The 15,320-nt window shown below is 40.0% G+C and carries 12 protein-coding genes; 2 read left to right on the plus strand and 10 right to left on the minus strand.

What is annotated here, in order from left to right; all coding sequences use genetic code 11:
* Position 1: 1 nt before the first annotated feature.
* The gene (locus tag MWU82_RS06855) at positions 2-1,186 is read right to left on the minus strand and encodes a DUF4105 domain-containing protein (RefSeq protein ID WP_247095797.1); all 1,185 of its coding nucleotides are present in this window, start codon (positions 1,184-1,186) and stop codon (positions 2-4) included.
* 198 nt (positions 1,187-1,384) lie between these two features.
* On the opposite strand from MWU82_RS06855, the gene MWU82_RS06860 reads away from it, so the two are divergent.
* Positions 1,385-2,146, plus strand: coding sequence for a CDP-alcohol phosphatidyltransferase family protein (locus MWU82_RS06860; protein ID WP_247095799.1), 762 nt, complete (start codon positions 1,385-1,387; stop codon positions 2,144-2,146).
* Between the two features lie 130 nt (positions 2,147-2,276).
* Here the strand turns inward: MWU82_RS06860 and lptB are convergent, their stop codons facing one another.
* The 4 genes from lptB to MWU82_RS06880 form a co-directional block, all read right to left on the minus strand.
* Positions 2,277-3,017 (minus strand): LPS export ABC transporter ATP-binding protein, encoded by a 741-nt coding sequence (gene lptB, locus MWU82_RS06865; RefSeq protein ID WP_031442894.1) that lies wholly within the window; start codon positions 3,015-3,017, stop codon positions 2,277-2,279.
* Positions 3,018-3,080: 63 nt separating this feature from the next.
* Positions 3,081-3,431, minus strand: coding sequence for a carboxymuconolactone decarboxylase family protein (locus MWU82_RS06870; protein ID WP_215946470.1), 351 nt, complete (start codon positions 3,429-3,431; stop codon positions 3,081-3,083).
* Entirely contained in the window at positions 3,415-4,254 is an 840-nt protein-coding gene (tatC, locus tag MWU82_RS06875) for a twin-arginine translocase subunit TatC (protein ID WP_215946471.1), read from the minus strand. Before tatC ends, MWU82_RS06870 begins: the two co-directional genes overlap by 17 nt.
* Complete coding sequence (locus MWU82_RS06880) at positions 4,254-5,219, minus strand: KpsF/GutQ family sugar-phosphate isomerase (RefSeq protein WP_215946472.1); 966 nt, start codon at positions 5,217-5,219, stop codon at positions 4,254-4,256. Before MWU82_RS06880 ends, tatC begins: the two co-directional genes overlap by 1 nt.
* A gap of 209 nt (positions 5,220-5,428) precedes the next feature.
* Between MWU82_RS06880 and recQ the strand changes: the two genes are divergently transcribed.
* Positions 5,429-7,630 (plus strand): DNA helicase RecQ, encoded by a 2,202-nt coding sequence (recQ, locus tag MWU82_RS06885; RefSeq protein ID WP_215947100.1) that lies wholly within the window; start codon positions 5,429-5,431, stop codon positions 7,628-7,630.
* Positions 7,631-7,743: 113 nt separating this feature from the next.
* Here recQ and MWU82_RS06890 read toward each other — a convergent pair whose 3' ends face one another.
* The 5 genes from MWU82_RS06890 to MWU82_RS06910 all read right to left on the minus strand — a co-directional run bounded on the left by MWU82_RS06890 (position 7,744) and on the right by MWU82_RS06910 (position 15,223).
* Positions 7,744-8,802 (minus strand): LD-carboxypeptidase, encoded by a 1,059-nt coding sequence (locus tag MWU82_RS06890; protein WP_247095800.1) that lies wholly within the window; start codon positions 8,800-8,802, stop codon positions 7,744-7,746.
* 92 nt (positions 8,803-8,894) lie between these two features.
* Positions 8,895-10,232: a carboxypeptidase-like regulatory domain-containing protein gene (locus MWU82_RS06895; RefSeq protein ID WP_215946474.1), complete on the minus strand. Its 1,338-nt coding sequence runs from the start codon at positions 10,230-10,232 to the stop codon at positions 8,895-8,897.
* Positions 10,233-10,685: 453 nt separating this feature from the next.
* A complete protein-coding gene (locus MWU82_RS06900) occupies positions 10,686-12,215 on the minus strand; it encodes a bifunctional GNAT family N-acetyltransferase/carbon-nitrogen hydrolase family protein (RefSeq protein ID WP_215946475.1) in 1,530 nt (509 codons plus the stop codon).
* A gap of 43 nt (positions 12,216-12,258) precedes the next feature.
* The gene (gene rluF / locus MWU82_RS06905; RefSeq protein ID WP_215946476.1) at positions 12,259-12,993 is read right to left on the minus strand and encodes a 23S rRNA pseudouridine(2604) synthase RluF; all 735 of its coding nucleotides are present in this window, start codon (positions 12,991-12,993) and stop codon (positions 12,259-12,261) included.
* 130 nt (positions 12,994-13,123) lie between these two features.
* Positions 13,124-15,223 (minus strand): family 20 glycosylhydrolase, encoded by a 2,100-nt coding sequence (locus MWU82_RS06910; RefSeq protein WP_247095802.1) that lies wholly within the window; start codon positions 15,221-15,223, stop codon positions 13,124-13,126.
* Positions 15,224-15,320 lie beyond the last annotated feature (97 nt).

The raw sequence follows: 15,320 nt of genomic DNA on the forward strand, positions 1-15,320 counted from the left end.
GTTATTTTAAACTGATGTGTTGTTGGAAATACTTCCATAAAAAAAGATATCTCACTCCAAGCATTATCCAAAGGGGAATGGCCAAGGGGGAGAAAACCTGCACTTTAAATGCTGCCAATACCAAGGTTAAGCTTAATAGTCCAAGTAAAATTAGCAAGTATTTGGGCAGCCAATTGGGGGCCTTCTTCTTTCTAACAATGGTAAAGCCAACAATTAAATTTAATGGAAATACCCATAGAATATTGAAGTTGTTGGCTGTAGCCGTATGGTCGGTAAAAAACCAAAGAAAAATCAGCAGAACACCGGCCAGCCCTGTAACAAAAAATAGTATGGAATCCAAGATCCTGCTTCTAACTTGATTCTTATAGTCGATATAGGTGATGGTCAAAACAAACAACAACATTGCCAATATCCAAAACAGGGGGGAGGCCAGAAAATATCCCTGTTCCTCCTTTTTTACCGAAGTTAAAATGGACCTGTCCCTAATTACTAGATTATGTTTGGATAGGGTGGTATTGCCCAATTGTTCCATTACATATATGGGTAAAAACATATGTTCCTTAACCGTAGCTGTTCTGTCTATGACAGCCCCCAACGCCAAATCTATGCCGAAACTGGACCATGAATTGGTAATTAGGTTTTGGTGTATAAGCTGCCTGAAGGTGTAATTCTTTTCCAAATGACCTTCATTAAAATGCAAATTTTCACCTAGGGCCTCTTGTAAGACATCCCCTATTTTGGTGGCGCAATTGTTGAAAAAGAAATCGTATTTATAATCCCTATTTTCTGGGCGATAATTATTTTCCAAAAATTGGAACAATTCATTCTTTTCTGTAGGGGTAAGTCGCAAGAGTTGTTCTTTTACCCATCTATTTTCCATTTCGTAGGCATACAAAAAATTGGGCATGTTTTGCTTGCTCAGGGAATAGAATAATTTGCCCATGGCGAACTCCACATAGAACATGGGAGGGTCAAAATTAAAAGTCCCATAATTGTATACCCAGTCTATTCCCTGGGTGGGATCTTGTATTCTAAAAGCGCTATGGCCAAATGTAGTGTATAGGTCGCTGCCAGAGCCACAGGTTAAAACGCTAATTTGGGATTCGGGAGATAATTCCCTAACCTGTGCGGTACCGTGGAACATCAGGCCCAAAAAAAATGCAATAAAAAGAATCCTTATGCTCATATACTATTGGGAGCCACTATTTTTTGAAATTACCAACGCAAATATCGAATAATTTATAGGATTTAAGCGGGATAGTACAAGCTATTATAAAAAACAGGATATATTTTAACAGCATTTTTTAATAAATGGTATTTTTACATGATGGTACCCAAGTTGCAATGTGCAAATGTTGGTGGTAAACCTAGTAAAACAAGACCTATGAAGCGCCATATTCCAAATATAATTACCTTGTTGAATGTTTTTTGTGGTTGTGTCGCCACCGTGTTTGCCGTACTTAACAAACTGGAGGTAGCCGCGGCTTTTGTGTTTTTGGGTATATTTTTTGATTTTTTTGATGGATTGGCAGCAAGGGCTTTGAATGTGAGAAGTGAGTTGGGGCTGCAATTGGATTCCCTTGCAGATGTAATTACAAGTGGTTTGGTGCCTGGTATAGTAATGTTTCAGCTGTTGAGTATGTCCTATAGCGGTGGATGGAACATTGGCCTTCAGCCAGATACAACGGAGACCATGCATTGGGCCGCATTCAACATTCCCTTGATTCCTTTTTTTGGGTTTTTAATTACCCTGGCCTCGGCATATCGCTTGGCAAAATTTAATCTGGATGAAAATCAGGTTTCCTCCTTTGTGGGACTGCCAACGCCAGCCAATGCCTTGCTGATACTTTCCTTTCCCCTAATATTGCTATATCATAACAATGATTTTTTAAATACCATAATCTTGAATAAATGGTTCTTGATCGGGACAACCCTATTGAGTTCGTATCTGCTAAATGCCCGTATTGGGTTATTTGCGTTGAAGTTTAAAAATTGGAGCTTTCGGGATAACGCCCTGCGCTATATTTTTATAGTGGTAAGTTTTGTGCTGATCCTCACCATGAAATTTATCGCTATTCCGGGAATCATAGCTTTTTATATTATAAGTTCTTTGGTGAATAACCTAAAAACCCCAAAAATAGATTGATTACTTATAAATATTGATTGACCTCTTTGAGGTTAGGCCAACATTGATTAGATAATACATAAAAAAATGAATTGGGCTTGGGATGGCTTATTGCTTTGAACAATTTCCGGTTAGGTGGGAGAGGGTATAATTAAAAATCCAATTTCTTCCTACGAAGCTCAAAATTCTGTCCCAAATACACCTTTCGGACCATTTCATCGGCTGCCAGGTCTTCGGGAATCCCTGATTTAAGGATACCACCTTCAAACATAAGATAAGAACGCTCTGTGATTGCCAAAGTTTCCTGTACGTTGTGGTCTGTAATTAAGATGCCGATATTCTTATTTTTAAGTTGGGCCACAATTCTCTGAATGTCCTCAACGGCCACAGGGTCTACTCCAGCGAAGGGTTCGTCCAATAAGATAAATTTCGGATCTGTTGCCAGGGCCCTTGCAATCTCGGTCCGCCTTCTTTCGCCACCCGATAAAAGATCGCCCCGGTTTTTGCGTATATGCCCCAGTCCAAACTCCTCAATGAGCGATTCCATCTTCATCAGCTGCTCCTTTTTGCTCAATTTGGTCAATTGAAGTACGCTAAGAATATTTTTTTCAATGCTCAATTTTCTAAATACTGAGGCTTCCTGAGCCAAATATCCAATACCATTTTGCGCTCTTTTGTACATAGGGAAGCGCGTTATTTCCATTTTATCCAGATAAATATTGCCCCCATTAGGTTTTATCAACCCCACTATCATATAGAACGATGTTGTTTTTCCGGCACCATTGGGGCCCAATAAACCAACGATCTCACCTTGGTTGACCTCCAATGAAATTCCTTTAACTACTTGTCGCCCTCGGTAGGACTTCATAATATTATCTGCTCTTAGCTTCATAGTACCTTTCTATTCTCCAAAACTAAGCCTTATATTAGTTTGGGAAAAGATATTGTAGTTTTTTTAACCTTCTTGTTTTTCCAGTTCCTCCCAATATTCATAGGCCCTTCTTAAGTGGGGGACTACTATAGTACCGCCGACAAGGGTGGCAATGCCCAAAGTTTCCATAACTTCTTCCTTGCTGGCGCCTTCATTAAAGGAGCTTTCCAGATGGTATTTTACACAATCGTCGCAACGCAGTACAGCGGAGGCTACCAATCCCAACAGCTCCTTGGTCTTTACGTCTAGAGCACCGGCGGCGTAGGCATTGGTGTCCAAGTTGAAGATTCTTTTTATGATCTTGTTGTTGTCCGCCAAGAGCTTTTCGTTCATTTTGGAACGATACTCGTTAAACTCCTTAACTTGATTTGACATTTTTCTTCTGTTTTTTGGCTTCTCTTTTTAAAACCACCTTGGAAATATAAATACTTATTTGGTATAGGATTAAAATGGGTACCGCCACAATTATCTGACTGGCCACATCCGGTGGGGTGATTACGGCGGATATAATAAGTACCACAACCAACGCTATTTTTCTGTATTTACGAAGTACTTCCGGGGTAACCAAACCTATTTTGGTCAAGAAATAAATGATAATGGGTAATTCGAATATTAGACCACAGGCAATTACTGCCGCTCTTACGGTAGATATGTAGGATACCAAATCTATTTCCCTTACTACTGAGTCGCTTATGGAGTATCCTCCCAAAAAGTTAATGGACAAAGGAGCTACAACGTAGTACCCGAACAATACCCCCATAAAGAAAAGAGAGGAAGCTATAAAGATAAAACCCCTTGCATTCTGACGTTCATTGTCGTAAAGACCGGGAGCAATAAATTTCCACATTTCATAGAGTACATAGGGAAATCCAATAATAAAACCTGCCCAAATGGAAGTCCAGATGTGTGCGGAGAATTGTTCGGACATTTGCCTGCTCTGTACCGTAAATTCCGGTTCTGTATTACAAAAAGCCTCGCTAAAACCCAATAACTTGGAAAAGTCGCAAAAAACGTGGTAGGTTGGAAAATCTGGCATCATTGGGCCAAAGATGACCGTATCGAAAATAAATCCTTTCATTAAAAAAGCCACTCCCCCTATAATAACTACGGCCAAGGTTGATCTTATTAAATGCCATCTTAGTTCTTCCAAATGGTCTAGGAACGACATCTCATTTGGGGTCTTAATCTTTTTTGTCATTACAGTATGCCTTCTTTAATTAAATTGTGTAAATGTACTATTCCTTTGTAATTCTCTCCATCAACAACCAATATTTGTGATATATTATTGGCCTGCATTATTTCCAATGCCTTTACGGCAAGGACGTCCGAAGCTATAGTTTTAGGAGTAATGCTCATGATATCTTTGGCGGTTAAACCATAAATATTGTCATATTTGTTAAGCATACGCCTAATATCGCCATCAGTTATTACTCCAACAATTTTTTGGTCTTCCAATACCGCTGCGGCACCTAACATTTTTTCGGATATCTCTATGATCACAGATTTTACATCACTGTTGGTACGGACCTGCGGAATCTGATTATTACTGGCAATGTCGCCCACCCTTAAATATAATTTTTTCCCAAGCGCACCTCCCGGGTGGTATTTAGCAAAGTCCTTACTGCTGAATCCCTTGAGTTCCAATAGGCAGATAGCCAGGGCATCCCCTATGACCAATTGAGCAGTTGTACTGGTAGTTGGTGCAAGATTGTTGGGGCAGGCCTCTTTTTCAACATAGGTATTTAGAATGTAGTCTGCCTGTGCTGCCAAAAAGGAATCCGGATTCCCGGTCATTCCTATTAATTTGTTCTTGCCCCGTTTTATTAAAGGTACCAGCATCTTAATTTCGGCGGTATTGCCACTTTTGGATATGCAGATGACTACATCGTCTTTCTGAACGGTTCCAAGATCGCCGTGTATGGCGTCGGCGGCGTGCATAAATATAGATGGGGTACCTGTGGAATTTAAGGTGGCAACAATTTTGGAAGCGATCAGGGCACTTTTTCCAATTCCGGAAATTATGACCCTGCCTTTGGAATGTCTGATGCATTCCACCGCATTGGAAAAATCTTCGTTTAGGAGAGTCGCTAAATGGGATATTGCCTCGGCCTCATTATCTATGGTTTTCTTTGCTATGGCCAATATAGCTTTGGTATCGCTCAAAGTAAATTAAAATTATGTGATGATTTTCCTAAAAGAAAGTCTTATCTTTATTTTACAAAATTACATAAACTTAAGTTTATAGAATATTTTAAATTTGAACAAATTTATTTCGAATAAATACTTATTTAAAAGACAAAAATTCCTTAACTTAAGGAATTTCATTTTTGGCGATGGCGCCAATTTATAATATTAATATGGTGAAGTACGGTATGGGTATAAATGAGATTGATTTACATGCCTCTCTAAAAAAGTATTTTGGATTCTCCCAGTTCAAAGGTTTACAGGAAAATGTTGTTAAGAATATTGTACAAGGTAAAAATACCTTTGTAATAATGCCCACAGGAGGTGGTAAATCCCTTTGTTATCAATTACCGGCACTAATGCAGGAAGGAACGGCAATTGTGGTATCGCCATTGATTGCCCTGATGAAGAACCAAGTAGATGCAATTAGGGACGTGTCCAGCGAGATAGGAGTGGCCCATGTTTTGAACTCTTCTTTGACAAAGACAGAAATCAAACAGGTAAAAAGTGATGTAAGCAGTGGGATAACCAAGCTTTTGTATGTTGCTCCCGAATCTTTGACCAAGGAGGAATATGTGGATTTTTTGCAGGGGGAAACCATATCCTTTGTAGCGGTGGATGAGGCCCATTGTATTTCGGAATGGGGACACGATTTTAGACCGGAGTACCGCAATCTTAAATCTATTGTTGGCAGGTTGGGAGATAATATTCCATTAATTGCCCTAACTGCTACCGCGACTCCCAAGGTACAGGAAGATATTATCAAAAACTTGGGAATAACTGATGCCAAGGTGTTCAAGGCAAGTTTTAACAGACCAAATCTTTATTACGAAGTAAGGCCTAAAACCCAAAATGTTGATAGTGATATCATTAGGTTCATAAAGCAAAATTTGGGCAAGTCGGGCATTATTTATTGTCTTAGTAGGAAACGGGTAGAGGAGCTGGCCCAAGTATTGCAGGTAAACGGAGTTAGCGCAGTACCCTATCATGCGGGATTGGATGGTAAGACCAGGTCCAAGCATCAAGACATGTTCCTTATGGAGGATGTGGATGTAGTGGTTGCCACCATTGCATTTGGGATGGGAATCGACAAACCGGACGTGCGTTTTGTAATTCATCACGATATTCCCAAGAGCATAGAAAGCTATTATCAGGAGACTGGTAGGGCCGGAAGAGATGGGGGGGAGGGGCATTGCCTTGCTTTTTACTCCTATAAGGATGTGGAAAAACTGGAAAAATTTATGTCCGGAAAGCCAGTGGCAGAGCAGGAGATAGGAAATGCCCTATTGCAGGAAATTGTGGGTTATGCCGAGACTTCAATGTCCCGAAGAAAATTTATACTTCATTATTTTGGGGAGGAATTTGATGAAATAAACGGTGAGGGTGCCGATATGGATGATAATACCAGAAACCCCAAGGAAAAGCAGGAAGCCAAGGACGATGTGGTTAAGCTGATCAGTGTAGTAACGGGTACCAGCGAGAAATTCAAGTCCAAAGAGGTGGTAAGGGCCTTGGTCGGGAAGGTAAATGCCTTGATTTCCTCTCACAAGACCGATGAAAAGGATTTTTTTGGTATAGGAAAGGATAAGGATAAAGGCTATTGGATGGCTTTGATCCGGCAGAGCTTGGTTGCTGGCTTGCTTAGAAAGGAAATTGAGCAATACGGAATTTTGCATGTAACCCCACTTGGAAAGGAATTTGTTAAGAATCCAACTTCATTTATGATGACGATGGATCATGTTTACAATAAGGAGACCGATGATGCTATAGTAAGCGCCGCCAAATCTTCAGGAGGTGTGGCCGATGATAATTTATTGAAGATTCTTAAAGATTTAAGAAAAAAAGAAGCCCATAAATTGGGGGTTCCGCCATTTGTTGTATTTCAAGATCCTTCTTTGGACGACATGGCGCTTAAATATCCAATATCCTTGGATGAACTGGTGAATATCTATGGAGTTGGGGAAGGTAAGGCAAAAAAATATGGCAAGCCCTTTGTTGATCAGATTGCCGCCTATGTTGAGGATAACAACATTTTAAGACCCGATGATCTCATCGTAAAAAGTACGGGTGCCAATTCCTCCCTTAAGCTTTATATCATTCAAAACGTAGATAGAAAATTGCCGTTGGATGATATCGCTTCTGCCAAGGGATTGGAATTGAACGAATTGATCAAAGAGATGGAACAAATTGTTTTTAGCGGTACCAAATTGAATATCGCCTATTGGATCGATGAGATTTTGGATGAGGATCAGCAAGAGGAAATCCATGATTACTTCTTGGAAGCCAATACGGACGATCTTGAAGTGGCCTTAAAGGAATTTGATGGGGAATATGAGGATGAAGAGCTTAGGTTGTATAGATTGAAGTTTATTAGTGAGGTGGCCAACTAACCGATGACGGCTAGTTTCAACCAAAAGCAGCCATCCTTATGATGGCTGCATTATACTTTTAGGTAATTTGCTTTAAATAATATTTACCAGTTTATAAGTTGTGCGGCCTATATTTATCGGACCGCCTTTTCCAATAATTGTAGTGTCATTTTCTCGGTGTCCAATTTGGCATTAATTCCCAAAGGGAGTGTAAAGTTGTTTTCTATATGGCCAAAGGTCATGCCGTAAACAGCAGGTATTCCAAGAGGTTTAATTCTGTCCATTATAACTTCCTTAAGCGTAAAGGATTTGGGATCGGGAACACTATCACAGCCTTTAAAAACACCTAAAGCTATTCCTGCCGCTTTATTAAAGGTCTTGCCCTGCAGTAATTGGGTCAGCATCCTATCTATACGATAGGGGGCTTCTTCAATATCTTCAAGAAAGACTATAGCATCTGTGAAATCAATTTCATGGGGAGTCCCTATCAGGGCATTTACCAAAGTTAAACTACCGCCTACCAATTTTCCGGTTACAAAACCCGGGTTGATGCAATATCGATCATATTCGGGCTTGCTATATTCCTCCAGATCTGTTATTTCTACATTATTTATAATGGGAGGCAATTCTTTGGATTTCATTACCACTTTTTGCAGCTGCTCAATACTATACGGGTCATTGATGGTGCTCCCCACGGGCCCATGAAACGTGATAAGGCCAGTTTCCTGATATATGCCATTTAAAAGAGCCGTAATGTCACTAAATCCAATTAAAGCCTTGGGGTTCTTTCTAATAAGTCCATAATCTATTAAATGCATAATCCTGGTACATCCGTATCCGCCACGTGCGCAAAGGATACCATCTACCTTTTTATTGGCGAACATTTCGTTTAGATCCGCAACCCTTTCCGCGTCCGTATTGCTAAAGTAACCATGGTTCCCGTGTATGCGATCCGTATGGTAAGGTATAAATCCCATTTTTTCCAGAGTTTCTTTGGCTTCCACCAATACCTCGGGTTTTATGGCGTAACCAGGTGCAATAAGGCCTATAGTATCTCCTTTTTTTAATGCTTTGGGCTTTAAGGTTGTAAGGGCTGATTTTTTTTCGTGTGGATTGGCAAATATTGTTGCTGGCACTAGGGTAGCCATCCCTGCCCCTAGGGCTGTTTTGAAGAACTGTCTCCTTTTTTTCATTAATCTTATTTTGTATCACCTAAATATATAAAAAATCGCATAAAAAAGTCCGTCATAAACATGACGGACTTCATTGTTCAAATATAATAGCTCTACATTCCCAGGGAGGATGAATCCTCTTTGGCCTTAGACCTTCTTAATTGCCTTTGTATTTTCTTAATGGCAGATTCAATGGATTTTTCTGGTTCTATGATATTGTACTCGCCCCAAAAATCCGGATCTGAAAATCCTATTGCTTCATCTTCCAAAATTATCGAAGATTTGATACGGTCCTTAAATTTGGGCGATTCTCCTGTAGTGTTTTTCTCCCAATCGGTAATGGCCATTTCGCAGGTCATACTATATACCGAATTGAAAAGTCGATCGTCCCAATTTATTTTGAATTCCAATAGGACATTACTGTATCCGTAATACCATTTTCCGTTTTTTTCCCTGTAATCTACGCGGTAGGCAATGTCCGTTGGCCAAACATTGGCATGGGCAGGCTTTTTACGAACGAACATTTTAGCTGCCTTTTCCCTGTCCGTAATGTTTAGGGAATAGATGGCACTGGTCAGAATTTTTTTATCGGCATCTATATACAGTTTACCTTGGTATAAGGGATCCGTAATGGATTCCTTTTGTTTAAAATTGATTACGAAGATAAGCTTGTCGTTAACTTTGGTGGAATTTTCAAAGCTAAAGTTGTAATCATCAAACGTTTCTTCTGTAAAGATATACTGAGGGTATTTGATCATGTCCACAAAGAGGGTATTAAAAGGCCCCCCTTGCAGTTTAATGGCCAAGGTATCCAGTTTATCATAATCGGTGCTCTTTCTTGCCTTGTAGAGCTGTAATGCATCCCTACGATCGGAATTGTAGGGAGATTTGTAAATATTGACCACGGCCTCGGATAAAGAAACGTTTTTCCTTCTTTTTTTAATGGTTTCCCTGTAAAAGGCTGTCATTAAGGTGGGGTCGTCAAAATAATTATCACCTTTTCTGAGCAAGGTTTCTTGGACCAGGGCCTTTGCGTCTTTAGGAACGGCAAGGCTCACTTCGGATAATTCCGTAAAGCTTACCTCCAGGGCAATTTCATTCTTATTTTCCTTCAACTGGCTTAAAGGGATTGTTCTGGTCTTGTAGCCCAAAAAGGAAACGCTAACCTGTCCCTCGCCAATATCTTTGGGAACTTTCAAGGAAAAGTAACCCTCGGTATTACTGACGGTACTAATATTCGTATTTTCAATGGAAAGAGTGGCAAATACCAATGGATTATTGGTTTCGCTATCAACAATTTTACCTTGATATTGGTTAAATGAACTTTCCTGTTCCTGCACATCTTGGTACAGAATGGCCGCCGAAACGGAGGGCGTTACCCCTAAGAACAACAAAATGGTTATTGCGGTTATAAGGGGATTTTTTCCAAAGGGATTTTTTTTGAGTTTCATCTGTTTGAATTTTATTGTTCCAAGCGTTCATGGGTATTCGCAATAAATATAAATAGTAGTTGGTGCAGGTTGGAAAGGGTAATTTAAGCTAAGCATTCAAAGCTTATATCAATGAACGATGGTCTTCCTAAGTTAGTGATTTTTAATGAAATACCCTACTAAAAATTTGTTTAATTTTTCGGAGGCCCAAGACAGTAAAACCACAGCTAATGGAGCCTGGTTTTCCGCCCCATAAATTAAAGTGGCTTATGTTAAAGCCGATGTATATGGGAAATAGCCGTGTAAATACAACACAAGTTGACTTGTGCTGTTCCTTTTGGGAAACAATATGTTCTAAGTTCCTTAGCTACAGTGTTTCACCTACAATGGTTTTGGTTGTACCGGATATATTAGTCTTTTATGCGGCAATAAGCATTAAGTAAGGTGCACAAGGTGTGCTATATTGTTTTTTGTTTAGTTCTTTCTGCGCACCTCAAAAATATCCGTTCTTCTATCTTTTAGGTTTCTAACGCTACCAAATTGGTTTAGTTCCCTCAGTAGATCTATATCCAGGTCAACTATCAGAATCATTTCGGTATTTGGTGTGGCTTCTGCCTTTATCCCATTGGCGGGAAAAGCAAAATCACAGGGGGTAAATACCATGGATTGGGCATATTGAATGTCCATATTATGTACCTTGGGCAAGTTGCCCACGCTTCCTGCAATGGCCACATAACATTCATTTTCAATGGCCCTGGCCTGTGCACAATTTCTGACCCTGGAAAAGCCATTTTGGGTATCGGTGAGAAAGGGGACAAATAAAATATCCATTCCTTCGTCTGCCAGTAATCTACTCAGTTCCGGAAATTCGGAATCGTAGCAGATCAGGACACCAATCTTTCCGCAATCCGTGTCAAATACCTTTAGTTCGTTGCCTCCTTGCATGCCCCATACCTTTGCCTCATCCGGAGTTACATGGAGTTTTTCATATCGTTCCTTGGTGCCATCCCTTTTACAGATATACCCAACATTGTAAAGACTTTCATCCTTTATTTCTGGCATACTCCCTGTTATTATATTGATGTTATAGGAAATTGCCAATTCTGAAAATCGTTGAACAATGGTGGCCGTGTGCTGAGCCAGTTCACGTATGGCGGCAGACTCTGATAAATGATTGTTCTCCGCCATCAAAGGGGCGTTAAAGAATTCGGGGAACAGTGCAAAGTCTGACCGATAACCGGAAACCGCATCTACAAAATACTCTGCTTGTTGAAGTACGTCATCCAGGTTTTTGTAGGGTCTCATCTGCCATTGGATGAGCCCAACCCTCACCACCTTTTTTACAACGCTAGCCTCTATATTCTTCTTCTCATAATAAATGTTGTCCCATTTCAAAAGTACCGCGTAATCGTTGGAAGCTGAATCACCTTCCAAATAGTTTTTTAGAATTTTACTTGGATGGAAGTCGTTGGAAATTTGAAAGTTAAGTACAGGGTCGTTTATTTCCTTGCGTTTTACTTTTTCAATATATTCCTTGGGAGATAAGGTGTCTTTGTACTTATAATAGTTGGGGATTCTACCTCCAAAAGCAACCCCCTTTAAATTTAAACGCTCGCATAGGTCTTTTCTGTAATCATATAGTCTACGACCCAACCGCATACCCCTATATTCGGGTTTTATAAAAACATCGATACCATACAGTACATCACCATCCGGAGAGTGGGTGTTAAAGGTGTAATTTCCGGTTATTTGTTGGTAGGTGTGTTTATTTTCAAATTTATCATAATCCAGAATAATGGACAATGCGCAGCCTGCAATATGGCCATTCACTTTTATGACTACCTGTCCCTCCGGAAATTTGGATATTAAATTATCTATTTGATGTTCCCGCCAGTAAGATTCCGGCATAGTGGTGTACGATTCTATCATGGCCGTTTTAAGCTCTTGATAGTCATCCACGCTTAAGTACAATAACTCAATATTTTCTATTTCTTCCATCTTCATGGCCATACTTTTAAAATTAAATTAGAGGGGCAGTTTATTGTTTTTACTTGTGATGGGTCTTGGTAGAATCGGAAATCATTTCATTGATTTCACCTAATTCCTTTTCGGATAAATACCGCCATTTGCCTACAGGAACGTCCAATTGAATGTTCATGATCCTAATACGTTTTAGGGCGGTTACATTGTAACCCAGATACTCGCACATACGCCTTATCTGACGGTTAAGCCCTTGTGTTAGAATAATCCGAAATTGGAACTTGCTTATTTCCTCAATTTCGCACTTACGGGTTACCCTGTCCAAGATGGGGACCCCATTGGCCATTTTTTCCAGGAAAGTTTTGGTTATGGGCCTATCTACGGTAACTATATATTCTTTCTGGTGCTTATTTCTGGCCCGTAAAATCTTATTTACTATATCTCCGTCATTGGTCAATAGAATTAAGCCTTCACTGGGTTTGTCCAATCTTCCAATAGGGAATATTCTACTTGGGTAATTTATGAAGTCGATAATATTGTCCTTTTCCACCCTGGTATCTGTAGTGCAAACAATACCAATGGGTTTGTTAAATGCAATGTATACAGGCTTTTCTTGAGGTTCGGATATAAGCTCCCCATCTACACGTACCTCATCGTCCATAGTGATCTTGGTGCCCATTTCGGGAACTTTTCCGTTAATGGTTACCCGTCCCTGCTCAATAAGTTTGTCCGCCGCCCTACGCGAACAATACCCCATTTCACTTAAAAATTTGTTTATTCGGGTGGCTTCCTTCTCTTTCATATACGCTCCTTAAGCCCGATTTACAAATCGGATTTAGGGGCGAAATATACTTAATTTAACGCTTATTATTGTTAACATTGGCACAAGATATTTCACCTCTATTTCTTCTGTAGTAAATTTTGGTAGGTAATTATTTTTTTAGGGGATCTGCATTCTCCATATAAATCTCTTTTGCAAGTTCGTTGTTCAATTTTTTAAAGAACATCATTTCTGCATAGAATTGCCAATCGAAATTTATGGATTGATTGGCCAAATGCACATGATGGTCTTGATCCAAAATATAATTATCCGGTTTGTTCAAATTACGGGTTTTACCATAGACCATTTCCAATTCCTTTCTAAGGCTGGCGAATTCCGCCTCCAATTCCTTTAGCTTGGAAGCCGTGGCCATGATATCCTCGCTGCTATCCGCCATGTCGTAATCACGAAGGGCCAGTAGCATTTTTGGACTATAAGCGGAAAGTTTGTTTACCTGTTCATACACTTGTAGGTTGTGGTCGTTGCGCAGGGCAAGAGAACGGGCATTCTCTATTTTTTTTGCAATACTGTCTGTTTGGGATAGAGTTTGGGCAGCTGTCTTTAAACGCTCTTCATTGGCCAAGCTCCATGCCCCTATATTTTCTTTGTCCGGAAAGTCAATAACAGCCTCTTCCAAGGGGTCTTTCATCTTATGAAGGAAATTGCGCTGGTTCTTTTTAAGTAGTGCATTTTTCCAAAAGGCCACAGGGGATTCAAGTTCGGTAATAAAAGCCTTAGTGTCATCGGCCAAGGCATACCCATATTCCCTTTGCCTAAAGGCCGACTTTATTTCTTCCTTACTGCGTTTGTCACCAATCCAGGAATATTCGGCAAAGGCCAAGATACCCCTCATGTACAATTCAAAATGAGGAGAATCATCATCCCATAAGGTCAATAACAATCCGTTTAGGCCACTGTCTATGGAGCTAACCGCAAAAGAACGGATGTTTTCCATATTGCTCTCTTCCTGCGGCATTAAAACCCATCTGGTTTGGCCTGCCGTGGCACCCATAACTTCCATGCCATGGTCTGTAAACCATTGCATTGCCTTTATGTTGCCAAGGGCTTGAGGGGAACTGTAATTCCATCGCATATAGATGCAATTCTTTGGGAAGATGTCCAAAAATTCCAACAATTTATGTTCATTATCGATCCAGACTTGATCTACTTCCTCCTGGGTCATATCTTTTTTGAACATTGGGTCATAGACATCGGCTTGTTTTAGAGGCATATCATCCCAGAAAATTGGGGTTTTCCCGTGTTCTTCTGCGAATTTGGCCACTTTGTCCAACCACATCAGTTGTAATTTTAAGGGCGATTCATTGCTGCCTCTTCCGGTAGTATGTACTTCGTCACCCCCCACATGCAGGTACCTTCCGTAGGGAAAAGCCTCCATAGCGTCCAAATAAAGGTCAAATTGTACTTCATAGGTCTTTGGATCCAGAGGATTAAAGGCCCAATCGCTTTCTGGGTTATCCCTGAGCTCCAGGTATTCCGGATGTTTTAAAATAAACGAGGCATGGCCCAGGCCTTGTACCAATGGGCTTATTTCTATATGCCGCTCTTTGGCGTAATCGCTGATCTTTCTCCACTCTTCGATACTGAGGGCGTCTGCGGAGGCAACTGTTGGTTGGCGTTTAAATTTTAATTTGTCCTCAACTTCCAAAATAATACCATTTATCTTGTAGCTGGCAAACTTATCCATCAATTCGTAATAGTATTCGGTCTTTTCCAAATGGTGTTTTACATCCAAGTGGACGGAGCGGTAGGCTAATAAAGGGTAATCCTTTAGTTGGCATAATGGAAGGTTAACCTTTTGATCCTTGGCATCCAGCATTAATTGTTCCAAGGATTTGAAGGCATAGAACAATCCGGCTTCATCCTTTCCTTTTATTAGGATCTGTTCGTTTGAAATAGTCAGGGTGTAACCTTCTGCAGGAGTACCTAGATTGGAATCTATTTCATACATTAAAGCAATCTTTCCTTGATTATCATCCAGCACCATAATATCCTGGTCAATTATAGGTAGTGCTTCCCCGTTTTTGGCTACTGCTTTCAGGGTTAGATCGGGAGAAATTGAACTAACCCCTGTAACTTCAATTTCTTGAGGTTGGGGAAGTAATTTAAAATCGCCTATCTTATTTTCTTTTGGGGAACAAGAGGATAGCAAAATGGAGATTGTCAATAGATAGATGCCTTGAATTTTTCTCATGAAACTTATAATTGGTAATTAATTTTTGATTTGATATGTTGATTAATTTGCAAAAATATTGAATTATATTCAAATAAGGAATCTTTTTTGTCAATAG

It is taken from the genome of Arenibacter sp. S6351L, from assembly GCF_023016025.1.
In the GTDB taxonomy this organism is placed as follows: Bacteria; Bacteroidota; Bacteroidia; order Flavobacteriales; family Flavobacteriaceae; genus Arenibacter; species Arenibacter algicola_B.